11 protein-coding genes are annotated in these 13021 nt (G+C 61.0%); 7 read left to right on the top strand and 4 right to left on the bottom strand.

The window, feature by feature from the left end:
* Positions 1 to 197: 197 nt before the first annotated feature.
* A complete protein-coding gene (locus tag J3P75_RS05000; RefSeq protein WP_434709507.1) occupies positions 198 to 1511 on the bottom strand; it encodes an MFS transporter in 1314 nt (437 codons plus the stop codon).
* Positions 1512 to 1825: 314 nt separating this feature from the next.
* Here J3P75_RS05000 and J3P75_RS04995 point away from each other — a divergent pair, with 314 nt between their 5' ends.
* The 3 genes from J3P75_RS04995 (at position 1826) to J3P75_RS04985 (ending at position 5367) form a co-directional block, all read left to right on the top strand.
* On the top strand, positions 1826 to 3244 hold the full coding sequence (locus tag J3P75_RS04995; RefSeq protein ID WP_434709506.1) for a short-chain fatty acid transporter: 1419 nt from the start codon (positions 1826 to 1828) through the stop codon (positions 3242 to 3244).
* Between the two features lie 232 nt (positions 3245 to 3476).
* Positions 3477 to 4664: a hypothetical protein gene (locus tag J3P75_RS04990; protein WP_434709505.1), complete on the top strand. Its 1188-nt coding sequence runs from the start codon at positions 3477 to 3479 to the stop codon at positions 4662 to 4664.
* A 178-nt stretch (positions 4665 to 4842) separates the two neighbouring features.
* Positions 4843 to 5367 carry an SET domain-containing protein-lysine N-methyltransferase gene (locus J3P75_RS04985; protein ID WP_434709504.1) on the top strand — a complete coding sequence of 175 codons (525 nt, stop codon included), beginning with the start codon at positions 4843 to 4845 and terminating at the stop codon, positions 5365 to 5367.
* Between the two features lie 6 nt (positions 5368 to 5373).
* On the opposite strand, the gene can is transcribed toward J3P75_RS04985, so the two are convergent.
* Positions 5374 to 6018, bottom strand: a complete 645-nt coding sequence (can, locus tag J3P75_RS04980; RefSeq protein WP_208939766.1) for a carbonate dehydratase — start codon at positions 6016 to 6018, stop codon at positions 5374 to 5376.
* 142 nt (positions 6019 to 6160) lie between these two features.
* On the opposite strand from can, the gene J3P75_RS04975 reads away from it, so the two are divergent.
* Positions 6161 to 6565: a serine kinase/phosphatase gene (locus J3P75_RS04975; protein WP_434709503.1), complete on the top strand. Its 405-nt coding sequence runs from the start codon at positions 6161 to 6163 to the stop codon at positions 6563 to 6565.
* Between the two features lie 100 nt (positions 6566 to 6665).
* Here the strand turns inward: J3P75_RS04975 and rimI are convergent, their stop codons facing one another.
* A complete protein-coding gene (gene rimI / locus J3P75_RS04970; protein WP_434709502.1) occupies positions 6666 to 7118 on the bottom strand; it encodes a ribosomal protein S18-alanine N-acetyltransferase in 453 nt (150 codons plus the stop codon).
* Positions 7111 to 7860, bottom strand: coding sequence for an energy transducer TonB (locus J3P75_RS04965; protein ID WP_434711207.1), 750 nt, complete (start codon positions 7858 to 7860; stop codon positions 7111 to 7113). Before J3P75_RS04965 ends, rimI begins: the two co-directional genes overlap by 8 nt.
* A gap of 221 nt (positions 7861 to 8081) precedes the next feature.
* Here J3P75_RS04965 and mksB point away from each other — a divergent pair, with 221 nt between their 5' ends.
* The 3 genes from mksB to mksF are packed head-to-tail and all read left to right on the top strand — an operon-like array spanning position 8082 to position 12890.
* Positions 8082 to 9362, top strand: coding sequence for an Mks condensin complex protein MksB (mksB, locus tag J3P75_RS04960; RefSeq protein ID WP_208939763.1), 1281 nt, complete (start codon positions 8082 to 8084; stop codon positions 9360 to 9362).
* Positions 9352 to 10053, top strand: a complete 702-nt coding sequence (mksE, locus tag J3P75_RS04955; protein WP_434709500.1) for an Mks condensin complex protein MksE — start codon at positions 9352 to 9354, stop codon at positions 10051 to 10053. Before mksB ends, mksE begins: the two co-directional genes overlap by 11 nt.
* Positions 10050 to 12890, top strand: coding sequence for an Mks condensin complex protein MksF (mksF, locus tag J3P75_RS04950; RefSeq protein ID WP_434709499.1), 2841 nt, complete (start codon positions 10050 to 10052; stop codon positions 12888 to 12890). The genes mksE and mksF overlap by 4 nt, the downstream gene beginning before the upstream one ends.
* Positions 12891 to 13021: the final 131 nt, after the last annotated feature.

Here is a 13021-nt window from a genome sequence, read left to right as displayed (position 1 = left end):
CCAGGCTTTCCTTCACTTGCACAAGGCTGGAGAGTTCTTCACGGAGAGCGGCCAGCTCTTGCTTCAAGCGTTTATTGAACATGGGAAAGCACCAATGGCAGGGTTGAACGCGGCGTACAACCTAGCCATCGGCCTTGCGGAGCTTTTCTGAAGCGGCTGCGAGACCCGTCAGTCGAAAATAGTTCAGCGGTTTCGGCTCAGGCAGCGCCGGCGGCCTGACAGGGCCCTGTGCGAGGCAAGCGAGCGCCGAAATACGCCGCCGTCAGCATGCCCACCACACCCATCACTGCGCAGAACATCACGCAGATCCACGGGCTCCAGGGCATCAGCCCGATCAGCAACAATGGCGTAATGCTCGCCCACGCGGCGTAGGCAATGTTGTAGGTAAAGGAAATGCCCGACACGCGAATACGCGCAGGAAACAGCCCGACCATCACCGAAGGCACTGCGCCGACGACTCCGCAACCGAGCCCGGCCACGGCATAAGCCAGGCCGACCCACCGCCCGCCTGCGATCAGGCAGGCATACAACACGCCGATGCCCAATGGCAGCAACAGGCTAAAGAGCATGACCGTGCGCCACGCGCCGATGCGATCGACCAGCAGGCCGGCGAGCACGCAACCGATGTTGAGGAAAACGATGCCCAGCGCACTGAGGCCGAAGGTGTGGCTGGCGGTCATGCCAAATGTCTTTTGCATCATCGTCGGCGTGATCACCACGAACACCACCACCGCCGAGGTCAGCACGCAGGTCAGCAGCATCGCTGGCAACATCGCCAGTCGATGCTCGCGCAGCACGGTGCGCAGCGGCAGTTCGACACGTGCCTCACGCTGCGCTTCCATGGCGATGAACACCGGTGTTTCGCTCAGCCAGCGGCGCAGATAAACGCCAACCACCCCGAACACTCCGCCGAGCAGGAAGGGATAACGCCAGGCGTAATCGAGAATTTCCGCTGGAGTGAAGACCTGGGCGAGGAATGTCGCGGTCAGTGCGCCGATCAGATAGCCGAAGGTCAGCCCGGCCTGCAAAAAGCCCAGGGCGTAACCGCGGTGACCGGACGGTGCGTGTTCGGCGACGAATACCCAGGCACTCGGCACTTCGCCCCCCACGGCTGCGCCCTGAAGGATGCGCAGCGCCAGCAACAGCAGCGGTGCGAAATAACCGATCTGTGCATAAGTCGGCATGATCCCGATCAGCAGGCACGGCAGCGCCATCATCAGGATGCTCAGGCTGAAGACCTTTTTGCGGCCCAAACGGTCGGCGAAATGCGCCATCAGGATGCCGCCCAGCGGCCGTGCGAGATAGCCGGTGACGAAGATGCCGAAGCTCTGCAGCAGGCGCAGCCACTCGGGCATTTCCGGCGGGAAGAACAGCTGACTGAGGGTCAGGGCAAAAAATACGAAAATGATGAAATCGTAGATTTCCAGCGCCCCGCCGAGGGCCGCAAGGCCAAGGGTCTTGTAATCGGAGCGGCTGAACGGCGCAGGTCTGGCCGGGGTTTGGGCAGTCATCGCAAAGAACTCTGGATCAGGCAAAAAACCAAGGCGCCCATGGTCTACGCAAATGGGCGGGGGAACAACCCGTTAGACCATAGTCATGGTTTGCGAAAACCTGCTCAACAAAAGGGCGGCGCTTGATTTACTGTAAATGCCTGTCTGCAGGATGGATACCGCTGCCCTGTAGGAGTGAGCCTGCTCGCGATGGCGTGCGCCAGTCACTGAATGTGTTGAATGTGATTGCGCTATCGCGAGCAGGCTCACTCCTACAAGGGATTTGTGTTTCGCCTGTCAGATCAAAATAACCATAAAACACCGAGGTACTCCCCGTGGCCGTTGATATCGAAGATAGCCGCTCTGCGCGTTTTGCCCTGCGCTGTTCCAGTTTTGCCGAACGCTGGTTTCCCGATTCCTGGGTATTCGCCGCGCTGGCTGTCATTATCGTTGCCCTCGCCACGCTGGCCATGGGTGCCAAACCCACCGCGGCAGCGATGGCCTTCGGCGACGGTTTCTGGAGCCTGATTCCGTTCACCATGCAAATGGCCTTCGTGGTGATCGGCGGCTACGTGGTTGCCAGCTCGCCGCCCGCGGTCAAACTGATCGACCGACTGGCGCGAATCCCGAAAAATGGCCGCTCCGCCGTGGCCTGGGTCGCATTGATCTCGATGGTCGCGTCCTTGCTCAACTGGGGCCTGTCGTTGGTCTTCGGCGGTTTGTTGGTGCGCGCCCTCGCCCGCCGTACCGACCTGAAAATGGATTACCGCGCCGCTGGCGCCGCAGCGTATCTAGGCCTTGGCGCGGTGTGGGCGCTGGGTTTGTCCTCGTCCGCCGCACAACTGCAGGCCAACCCTGCCAGTCTGCCGCCATCGATTCTGTCGATCACCGGGGTGATTCCGTTCACCGAAACCATTTTCCTCTGGCAGTCGGGCGTAATGTTGCTGGCGCTGATTGTGATCTCGATCATCATCGCTTACGCCACCGCACCCGGCCCGAACTCGGCGCGCGACGCGAAGGCCTGCGGCATCGACCCGGCGTTCAACCTGCCACCGCTGCAACCGCGCACACGACCAGGCGAATGGCTGGAACACAGCCCGCTGTTGATCATCGTGCTGGTGCTGCTGGCGGCGGGATGGTTGTTCCATGAATTTTCCAGCAAACCGGCGATCACTGCGATTTCCGGGCTCAATACCTACAACTTCCTGTTCATCATGCTCGGCGCCCTGCTGCACTGGCGCCCGCGCAGCTTTCTCGATGCGGTGGCCCGCGCGGTGCCGACCACCACCGGCGTGCTGATCCAGTTTCCGCTGTACGGCTCGATCGCCGCGTTGATGACCACGGTCAAAGGCGCGGATGCGCAGACTCTGGCGCACCACATTTCGACGTTCTTCGTCAGCATCGCCTCGCACGACACCTATGCGCTGCTGATGGGCGTCTACTCGGCGATTCTGGGCTTTTTCATTCCGTCGGGCGGCGGCAAGTGGATCATCGAAGCGCCGTACGTGATGCAGGTCGCCAACGACTTGCAGTACCACCTCGGCTGGGCCGTGCAGATCTACAACGCCGCCGAAGCACTGCCGAACCTGATCAACCCGTTCTACATGCTGCCGCTGCTCGGCGTACTCGGGCTGAAGGCTCGGGATCTGATCGGCTTCTCGTTCGTGCAACTGCTGGTGCATACGCCGCTGGTGCTGGTGCTGCTGTGGGCGCTGGGGACGACATTGACGTATACGCCGCCGGTGATGCCGTAGCCATCAAGTAGCTGCCTGCTGCAACTGTGGGAGCCAGCCCGCTGGCGATAGCAAACTATCAGTCGACTTCAGTGTTGCCTGACATACCGCTATCGCCAGCAGGCTGGCCCCACATTTATTGCGCTGCTTGCTGAAAAAACCGTACCGACCCGCTTTTTTGTGCCACACGGCTGATCCACTATGAAGCGCCCCCGACACTTGCGGGGAACCCCACGCTGAAAAGGATCTGAGCATGTACAAATTCACTGGACTATCCCCCGCCGCACTGGCCCTCACCGCATTGACGCTGAGCGCCGCCGCCCACGCCGATGTCGACCTGAAACTGGGCAGCACCGAACGCGTCACGCGCCTCTTCGCTTATCCCAATAATTGTCACGTCATCTGTTACCGCAACTGGACGCTGGAGCAGACCGTTGCGCATTACCTGACCCAGAGCGTGCAGCGCGATGGTTATGCCGACGCCAAGGTGCTGGTGAAGACCGACAACGATCAGCTGTACGCCGAAATCACTGGCGTGCCGCAGGATTACGACAAACCGCTGACTGCGCTGCTCGATGCGGGAGATCTGGCTTACAACGGGGCCAGCAAGCTCAATGCCGATGGCAAATGGGCGTACAGCTGGTATCTGTTCCTGCCGCTGGGCATGGCCCTGGAAAACCGCAAAAGCGTCGAGTTGCTGCACTTCCCGCCGGATTATTCGCTGACTCAGGCGCAGGATTACTTGCGCTCCAACACCACTGATCGCTGGGCGACGTTGCTCACTGACAATGGCATTCCCGCTGAGCAGACGCCGGCTTATCAGACCATCATCGACATCGCCCCGATTGCCGCGCCGTCCAATGCCGGTAGCGACCTGGAAGGCGTGTACGACTATTTCAAGGACTACCAGACCACGCTGGTCAAACAGTTCAGCCAGACCACCAGCGGCACGACGCTGCCGATGGTCGCGTTCGGTGCGCCGGTGCGTAACTGGATCAAGCAGCAATACGGTCCGACCGTCAGCGTATTGGGCCTGGCGACCATCAGCCCGAGCGAGGGCGTGCAGGTGCCGGTGCTCGGTTCCAACCATCCGAGTTACATCTGGTATGCCGCTGATCCAAAGAGCTACACCGGCGACGATGCGCAGGCCAAGGCCGATGCCGCGGGCCTGAAAGTCATGGGTCAGGATTTGAGCGCCGCCTGCTGGCAGGCCGGCATGGGCAGCAAACCGGGCAGCAACGCGCAAACCACGCTGAACACTTGCACACAGACCTGGCAGGTCACGCAGAAAGTCAAAACCTGCGAACTGTTCTACACATCGATCCGCGACCTGACCGCGGAACAAGCCGCAGCCAAATGCGCCACCCCACCGATCAAGACGCAACTGCAACAATTGAAAGCGCCCCTGCCGACGACTGCCATTCCTGCTCCGCACTTGTAAAAACAACGATCGGGTTCCCGTGTCAGCCTTGGCTGACGCGGGAATACGCGATTCTCGCCTGTCAGATCTGACAGTAGACCGGCTATACCTAAACCACTAGATTGGATCCATGATTTCCAGAAGGGCCGACAGGACGTCGTCCCGGCAACGTCGCACATCCGCGCGACAAAGGATGATTATGCATACCCACGCCGTGGCAGGCTCTGCCCCGCACGATACCGAAGGCATCTACCCCTTCTCCGGCCTGCCCGTGCGTCTTGGGTTTCCCTCCAGTGCCGACTTCGAGATCATTCACGATCGCTACGCCAACCCGGTGGCAATCGCTGCACGCCGGGATTTTCTCGGTACACACCGAATGTGCAGGGTTTCCGGGCAATTGCTGCCCTATCGCTGCCGACAGACCCGGCAATTGCTCAGCGGCATTCACCTGTACGACCCACGCTTTTGCGGACTGCTCGAACACGCCTGCGACCCGAACGCGTTCCTCGACATGACTGAGTTGTGGCTGTGGTCGCTCAAGGACATTCAGCCCGGCGAGCATCTGAGCATCGATTACGCCGCCACCGAAGACAAACTGTTGCGCCAGTTTGCCTGCGGTTGCGGCTCATCGCGTTGTCGTGGCTGGATCACCGGTTACGATCAACCGCCAAGCCTGGAAGGCCTGCATTTTCTCCAGCGCTGGCGGCAATCGGGCCAGCGCTGAGCGGCTTTACGCCGGGCCAATCGGGCGCAAGCGATACTGCGGCGGCAGTTGCTCGAAACCACTGATGGTGGTGTTGAGACTTTTCCAGCGGCCATCCTTGATGCCGTAGATGCAGCCGTGAATCGACAGGCTCTGCCCGCGATGCCAGGCGTTCTGGATGATGCTGGTGTGCGCGACGTTCGCCACTTGCTGGATCACGTTGAGTTCGCACATGCGGTCTACCTGCTCTTCTTCAGTCGCCAGCTTCGCAAGTTCTTCGCGTTTCTCGTAGTACAGATCGCGGATCGAACGCAGCCAGCCATCGATCAGACCGAACTGGCGGTCCTGCATCGATGCGCGCACACCGCCGCAGCCATAGTGGCCGGTGACGAGGATGTGTTTGACCTTGAGCACGTCCACGGCGTACTGGATCACCGACAGGCAATTGAGGTCGGTGTGCAGCACCACATTGGCAACGTTGCGGTGCACGAACAGATCGCCCGGCAGCATGCCAACGATTTCGTTGGCCGGCACCCGCGCGTCGGAACAGCCGATCCACAGGTATTCGGGGGTCTGCTGGCGCGCCAGTTTGGCGAAGAAATCCGGGTCTTCCTTGGTGATCGCGTCAGCCCAACGCTCGTTGTTATCAATCAGGTCTTGTAAATCGTGCATGGATAAGGCCTCAAGAAAGATGCGCTGGTTTGATAGACGACCGCCCATCGGAGTCACGCCGGTTGGGCAAAGTGTTTTCGTTGGAATTCTCGTGCGCCGGATGAGTCCACTCCAAGTAAGGCCCACAGTATGAGGATTTGCCATGACTGATTCACGACGCCCCTACGATGCGGCGCAACCGGAGCCCATCGATGATAACGAAGACCGCATGGGTTCGGTGCATGAGCTGGATTTCGACGACGAAGAGCCCAGCGCGAAGATCGGTGATGAGATTCCTGAGCGCGAACGCGAGCAGTTGATGCCCGGTGAACGCGTGCGAGAGGCAGGTCTGACCGGCGGCTCGGTCGATGATCATCAGCCAACTGACGACGACTTGAGCCCGGAAACGCTGATCCGCGACGATGGCGCTCGCGATGCCGAAGAAATTGGTGAGGGCAATCAGGCAGATTGGGATTTGAGCGTGGTCGGTGAAGATGATATCGGCGGCGGTGACGGGCTGGACGAAGCTGAACTGGCGGACCTGGATCCGCTGGATGGCAAGCGCTGAACAGCGGCACCTGATAAATCGCTATCGCGAGCAGGCTCACTCCTACAGGGGAACGGATTCCAAATTGTAGGAGTGAGCCTGCTCGCGATGCTTTTAAGCTTCAGTCAACAAGGGTGCAGGCCATGACCACCGCATCTTCACGCCCACCCACCGCCGGATAATAATCCCGACGCCGGCCAATCTCGTTGAAGCCATACCGTTCGTAAAGCTTGAACGCCGCTTTATTGCTGTCGCGCACTTCGAGAAAACACTCCCGAGCTTCAGCCGCATACGCCCGCGACATCAGATGCTCCAGCAACGTCAGCCCCAGCCCACGCCCCTGATTCTCAGGCTTGACGGTGATGTTGAGCAGGTGCGCCTCGTCGAGAATGATCTGCACCACACCATGCCCGACCTGCTGCTGCCCTTCGAACATCAGCCAGATCTGGTATTTGCCGAGACCGTCGAGAAAAATCCCGCGGGTCCACGGATGGCTGTAAGCGGCGTACTCGATTTTCAACACCGCCTCGAGATCCGCCTCGGTCATCGGGCGAAAGGTAACCGCGTCACTCATTCGATTCTTTCCAGCGCGCCATCAGCCGACGCATGGCTTGCCACACAGCGGCTTTGCGCTGCGGCTCTTCCATTAACAATTCCAGCCCGGGAATCGCCCAGGCCGGGCCCAGACCTTCGATCTGCAATTCACGATTGAACGCCTCGGCGTCCGCTTCGCCGGCAAAGCGCACGGCCGGCAGGCCGATCAGCCAGAGGCAGGCGCAGGGTGCCGCTTCCATTTGTACCGAGAGGAAACCCTGGACGAAGTCCCGCGCTGCTTCCGGGCCCTGATCCAGCGTACCGCGATTGAGCCACGGCCAGCGCACCGGCTCACCGACGATTTGCGGCGCATCCGGCAGACCGGCGGCGCGCAGCATGTCCTTGAGCAACAGATAAGCCGGATCGCGGCTCTGGAACGCTTCGCCTGTGGGTAACTCGACCAGCAGCAGGCAGCGCCCGGCGCGCAACAATTGCAGGGCAAAACGGGGTGGCGGCACCGGGGCGGGTTTGGCGACGACTGGCGTGGCGTCGACTTCTTCCACCGGTTTGGCACCATTGCGGGTGCTGGCCAGCGAAGGCCGTGGCACTTCGATTTTCGGCCGTTCGCTCGGCCGCGCGACTGCCGCCTGCACCGATGCCTGGACCTCAGGCGCCGGCGCGACAGTCACTTCAAGCTCAGGCTCGGGCATGTCCAGCAACTCCGGCCGGGACGGCGCGGCGAAAGGCAATTCGGTGCGCGGCAGCCAGTTGACCACCTGCATGGCGTTCAAATAGGCGCGGCGGCGGGACTCGATAAGCAAGGGTCGGCCATTTGTGGATAACGGAAAGTGCGCTGATTCTACCGCCCTTCGCGCAAGATCGCCTGCTGTTGATCGATGCACTGGATTGAAAAGAAAGGCAGCAGTCCGTCCCGAGAGTGAATCGCATCGGCTTCGATGCAGTACAATCGCGGCTTTTAATCGCCAACCAGCCGGCCATTCCGATGATCGAACCCAAGCGCGTCTTGCGCGCCCTCGCTGAACACTGGGCACTTCTGGAGCCACTGTGCGAGCACTTCGACCAAGGCACCCTGAGCCTCAACGAACTGCGCACGCAACTGGCCGCCCAACAACTCGACAGCACGCCGCAGGACATCACCAGCCTGCTCGACGTGTGGATTCGCCTCGACATTCTGGTGCCCGTGGCGAAAAGCCCGAACCGTTTCGAGCTGAACGCGCAGATCCACGACTTCCTTGCCTACCTGCGCCGCGAACACCGGCTGGGCCTGTGCCTGGAAATCGAAGCCTACCTGCGTCACCTCGAACGTCTGGCCGGTTACATCCAGGACGCTTTCGAAGTACGCGACGGCAACGACCTCGCCCGCCAGTTGCGCCTGCTCGACATGCGCGTGCGCGACGTGCTGAAGAAACTCGATAACGACGAACAGGCGCTGGTCGCTGTGGCCGAACGCGCCAAGACCAGCGACCGGCAGATTCCGTTGCGTCAGCGTTACGCCGAAGTACTGGCGACGTGGGACGAATACGTCGAGCCGATGATCGATCTGGTCAACGCCGACGGCGCCTTTGAACAAGGCGTGCGCAAGGTCGAAACGGTGTTGCTGAAAATGCTCAGCGAACAGCAGCGCCTCGGCCATCTGGTCGATGACGACATGCTCCTGCGCACCCACGCGCGCATCCTCGAAATGCAGACCAGCGCCCAGCTCACTCTGCGTCACGCCCGCGAACTGCTGCTGCCGTTGCGTGAAGAAGCACGTCGGCACAACGCCGTAACCCGTGGCGCGGCATTGGCGCTGGCGGCGATCCGACGTAAAGGCATCGACGCCGTACCACAGGCGGCGATGCCATTGTTCACCCGTCCGCAAAGCACCTTCCTCGGCAGCGCCAGTCAGGTCGAAGCCTACGTCTATGCGTTGGCGCGTTTCGAGCCGAAACCGGCGCGCTTCCCCAAGGCGCACAAGACCCAGAAGGCCGGCGATGCACCGCGTGCGCCGCGCACCGTGCGCGAAATGGTCGACCGCTGCGAAGAATCGCTGCCGATGCCGGATCTGATGACCTGGCTGCTGGAGCAGGAACCGGACGGCGCCACCGACGAATTGCTCTACTGGTTCTCGCGTCTGTCGCGGGAAAAACGCTTCAAGCGCGAGCGTCTGGAACGCCGCGAATACCACACTCACGAGCATCAGGTCAGCCTGCGCTCCTTCGCCCTGCTCTCGGCCAGCGACACCGCCGCCGAGGATTCTGCGAGCATCCCTCATGCATCTTGATCTTTCCGAACTGTCGCAACTGGCGCCGATCTTCCGCGAGTTGTTCAAGGGTTACCACGTCAGCCGCCGCGACCCGGAGCTGTACACTCAGCTGTCGAACTTCCAGGACCAGTACCGCACGCTGTTCAAGGCGCTGGGCTTTGAACTGGTCTGCGACACCCGTGGCTTCTACTACTTCGTGCCGGACATGGCCGCCGCGGCGGTGAACAAGACCGCCCAGCGTCTGGCGTTGTTCACCTTCATCCTCGTTGAGCATCTGGCTGATCAGGGCCGCGACCCGATCGCCGTCCTCGACGGCGGCAGCCTCGGCCGTGAAGAACTGCCGTCGCTGCTGGACAAGTATCGCGACCTGTTCATCCAGGCCGAAGTGCAGACCGTTGAAGAACTCGAAGAAAAGATCATGCGCCGCATGACTCAACTGGGTTTCGCCGGCGAAGAAAACGGCGTGTACCGCTTCTTGCCGCCGATGCACCGTTTCCTCGATGTGTGCCTGTCGGTGCAGCAGGACCGCGACCTGGCGGCCAGCGTGCACAGCGTGCTGCCGCTGCCGGCACCAGTGCTGATCGACGAAGCGGCGGAAGCCAGATTCCTCGAAACCGACGATCCACTGGATCTCAATGAGTTTGCCGAAGAAAGCGAAGAAGACGCACTGGCCCGCGCCATTGCCGAAGAACAGGAGTCCGACGCATGAGCCAGGAACGCTACGGCATCCGCCGCTTTGCCCTTTTGAACACCGCCGGTTACAGCCTCGGCCTGTTCCCGCTGGAAGAACCGCTATCGGTTTACGGCGCGAACAACCTCGGCAAGTCGGCATCGATCAACGCCTTGCAGTTCCCGATTCTGGCGCGCATGTCGGACATGAGTTTCGGCAAGTACAGCCTCGAGCAATCGCGGCGCTTCTACTTCGCCTCCGACACCAGCTACATCCTCGTCGAAGTTAACCTGCCTCACGGCCCGCACGTGATTGGTGTGGTCGGTCGTGGCCCGGGCGGGGGTTTCGGTCACCAGTTCTTTGCCTACGCCGGCAAACTCGACCTGGCCCATTACCAGATAAACGACACCTGCCTGCGCCAGAAAGAGCTGTTCAACAACCTTGAGAAAGAAGGCCTGAAAGCCTACGAACTCAAGCCTGACGAACTGCGTCGTTTGCTGGTCGGCGGTCACACGTCGATCCCGCTCGACCTGACGCTGATTCCGTTGCGCTCGACCAGCGAGCAAAGCCTGAAAACCTTCCGTGCGCTGTTCATCAACCTGCTGCACATGCGCGAAATCACTGCGGCCAAGCTCAAGCAGCTGTTCCTCGATGCCTTTGAGCACAGCCTGCGCTCCGGCAGCGTCGATTACATCGCCGCGTGCGAAGAAGCCTTCCGCGACGTACGTCGCATGGAACAGGACTACAACTCGCTGGTCGCCGCCGGTCCGTTGGTTGAAGCACTGGCCAACGGCGTAAAGCAGCGCGACGTATTGCGTGGCAAATTGCATCGCCTGTCGCCGCTGCTCGATTCGCTGCTTGGCACCTGGTCCGACTACGCTACCGCGCGCAAGGAAGAGCTGACCCTGCAAGCCGAGCACTACCGCCGCGAGCAGGACGACCTGCAAAACGATCAGCGCGGCGGCACTCAGGAACTGATGCGTCTGGAGCGGGAGATTTCCGGGATCCAGCTCTGGCTCGGCGAGCTGTCGGTGCTGAAGAACCGCTTCGCGCTGGTCGATGACGTCAAACTGCTTGAGCAACAATTGCTCGCCGCCAAAGACGCCCACGACGAACTGGCCGGTGCGCTGGCACAGTCGCGGCAGTTCAGCGCCGAAGATCTCGAAGAGCGTCTGCGCGATCTGGAAAAACGTCTGAAGTCGGTGAAGCAGCAACTCGATAACGCCGACAACAACAGCTACGCCCGTCTGCGCGAAGAATTCTCGCAACAGGACGTCGAGCGCCTGATGCGTCTGTTCAACAGCGCGCTGTTCAGCCTGCCACTGGGCGAACATGGCATCACCCTCGACGAGAATGGCGAGTGGGTGAAATCGGTCGAGCTGATTCTAGATGGCTTCAAAGGCGAGCGCTTCGAAGTGCCGGGCCTGGCGATCGACATCTCGCACATCGAGCCGCCGGCCCTGCAAGCGCTGGCCGACCGCGCCGCGCTGCGCGATCAGAAAGAGCGTCTGGAAAAAGAACTCAAGCAACTGAAAACCCAGCAAGCCGTGGCCGCCGACCGCGCCGCGAGCAAGACCCAGACCGAAGCGTTGTACCAGCAAGTGCTGGACGCGCAGAAAGCGCTGGAAGATTTCCGCCGCACGCAAACCCTCAGCGCCGAAGAAGCCGACAAGCTTGAGCAACTGGCGCAGATGGAAGCCGCGCAGGACGAACTCAAGCGCTCCAGCGATGCCTTCACCGAGCGCGTCCAGCAACTGTCGGCCAAGCTGCAACTGGTTGGCCGGCAGATCGCCGACATGGAAGCCAAGCAACGCACCCTCGACGATGCCCTGCGTCGTCGTCAGTTGCTGCCGGCGGATCTGCCGTTCGGCACGCCGTTCATGGACCCGGTCGACGACTCGATGGACAACTTGCTGCCGCTGCTCAACGACTATCAGGACAGCTGGCAGGGCCTGTTGCGTGCCGATGGCCAGATCGAAGCGCTGTATGCGCAGGTGCGCCTCAAAGGCGTGGCCAAGTTCGACAGCGAAGACGACATGGAGCGCCGCCTCTCGCTGCTGATCAACGCTTACGCGCACCGCACCGATGAAGCCCTTACGCTGGGCAAGGCGCGCCGCGCGGCGGTCACCGACATCGCACGCACCCTGCGCAACATCCGCAGCGACTACGACAGCCTCGAACATCAACTGGCGCTGTTCAACCGCGAGATCAACAAGCGTCAGGTTTCCAACCTGCAGAGCTTCCGTATCGTCCTCGCGCCGAACAAGGAAGCGCTCAAGCACATCGATCAGATCATCCACAGCGCCGGGCAGTACGAAGAAGGCGAAACCCTGTCGGTGTTCGATCTGAGCCAGAGCGCCGAGCAGGACAACAAGAACGAAGAGGCCAAGGAGTATCTGGCACGGCTGGTGGCGGCGAACCACAACCAGCTCGGCCTCAAGGACTTGTTCGAACTGGCCTTCGAGATCACCAAGGTCAACGGTCAGCCGGTGATCCACACCGACATCGATGGCGCCGCGTCCAACGGTACGACCATGACCATCAAGGCGCTGACCAACATGTACTTGTTGCTCCACCTGATGGACCGTGACCTGGCCGGCCGCGTGCGCCTGCCGTACTACCTCGACGAGGCAGCGGACATCGACGAGAAGAACCAGGCCGCATTGCTGGAAACCAGTCTGCAACTGGGCTTCGTGCCGATCCTGGCGAGTGTGAAGCCGCAGGTCTGCGCCAGTGTTGCTATCGACCTCGAGGGCGGTAGCGGCCCGGCGGGTATCTACATCGATGAGGCGGACTGGAAATACATCCGTCGCCATGATGTGGTGAAGGCCACGCTGAATGTTCAGGCAGACGAGCCGGAGCTGGATGCGGTTTGATCGGCTTTGACTGAAAACAAAAAAGGGCCGCGATCCGATGGGATCGCGGCCCTTTTTCATGGCTTGAGTTTTGTGCTGAATTGGCTGGCCCTATCGCGAGCAGGCTCACTCCTACAGTTGGAATGCGTTTC

It is taken from the genome of Pseudomonas sp. R1-1, assembly GCF_051132135.1.
Classification (GTDB): Bacteria; Pseudomonadota; Gammaproteobacteria; order Pseudomonadales; family Pseudomonadaceae; genus Aquipseudomonas.
Note: the sequence above shows the minus strand (reverse complement) of the source record. Positions and strands in the feature narration are given on the sequence as shown.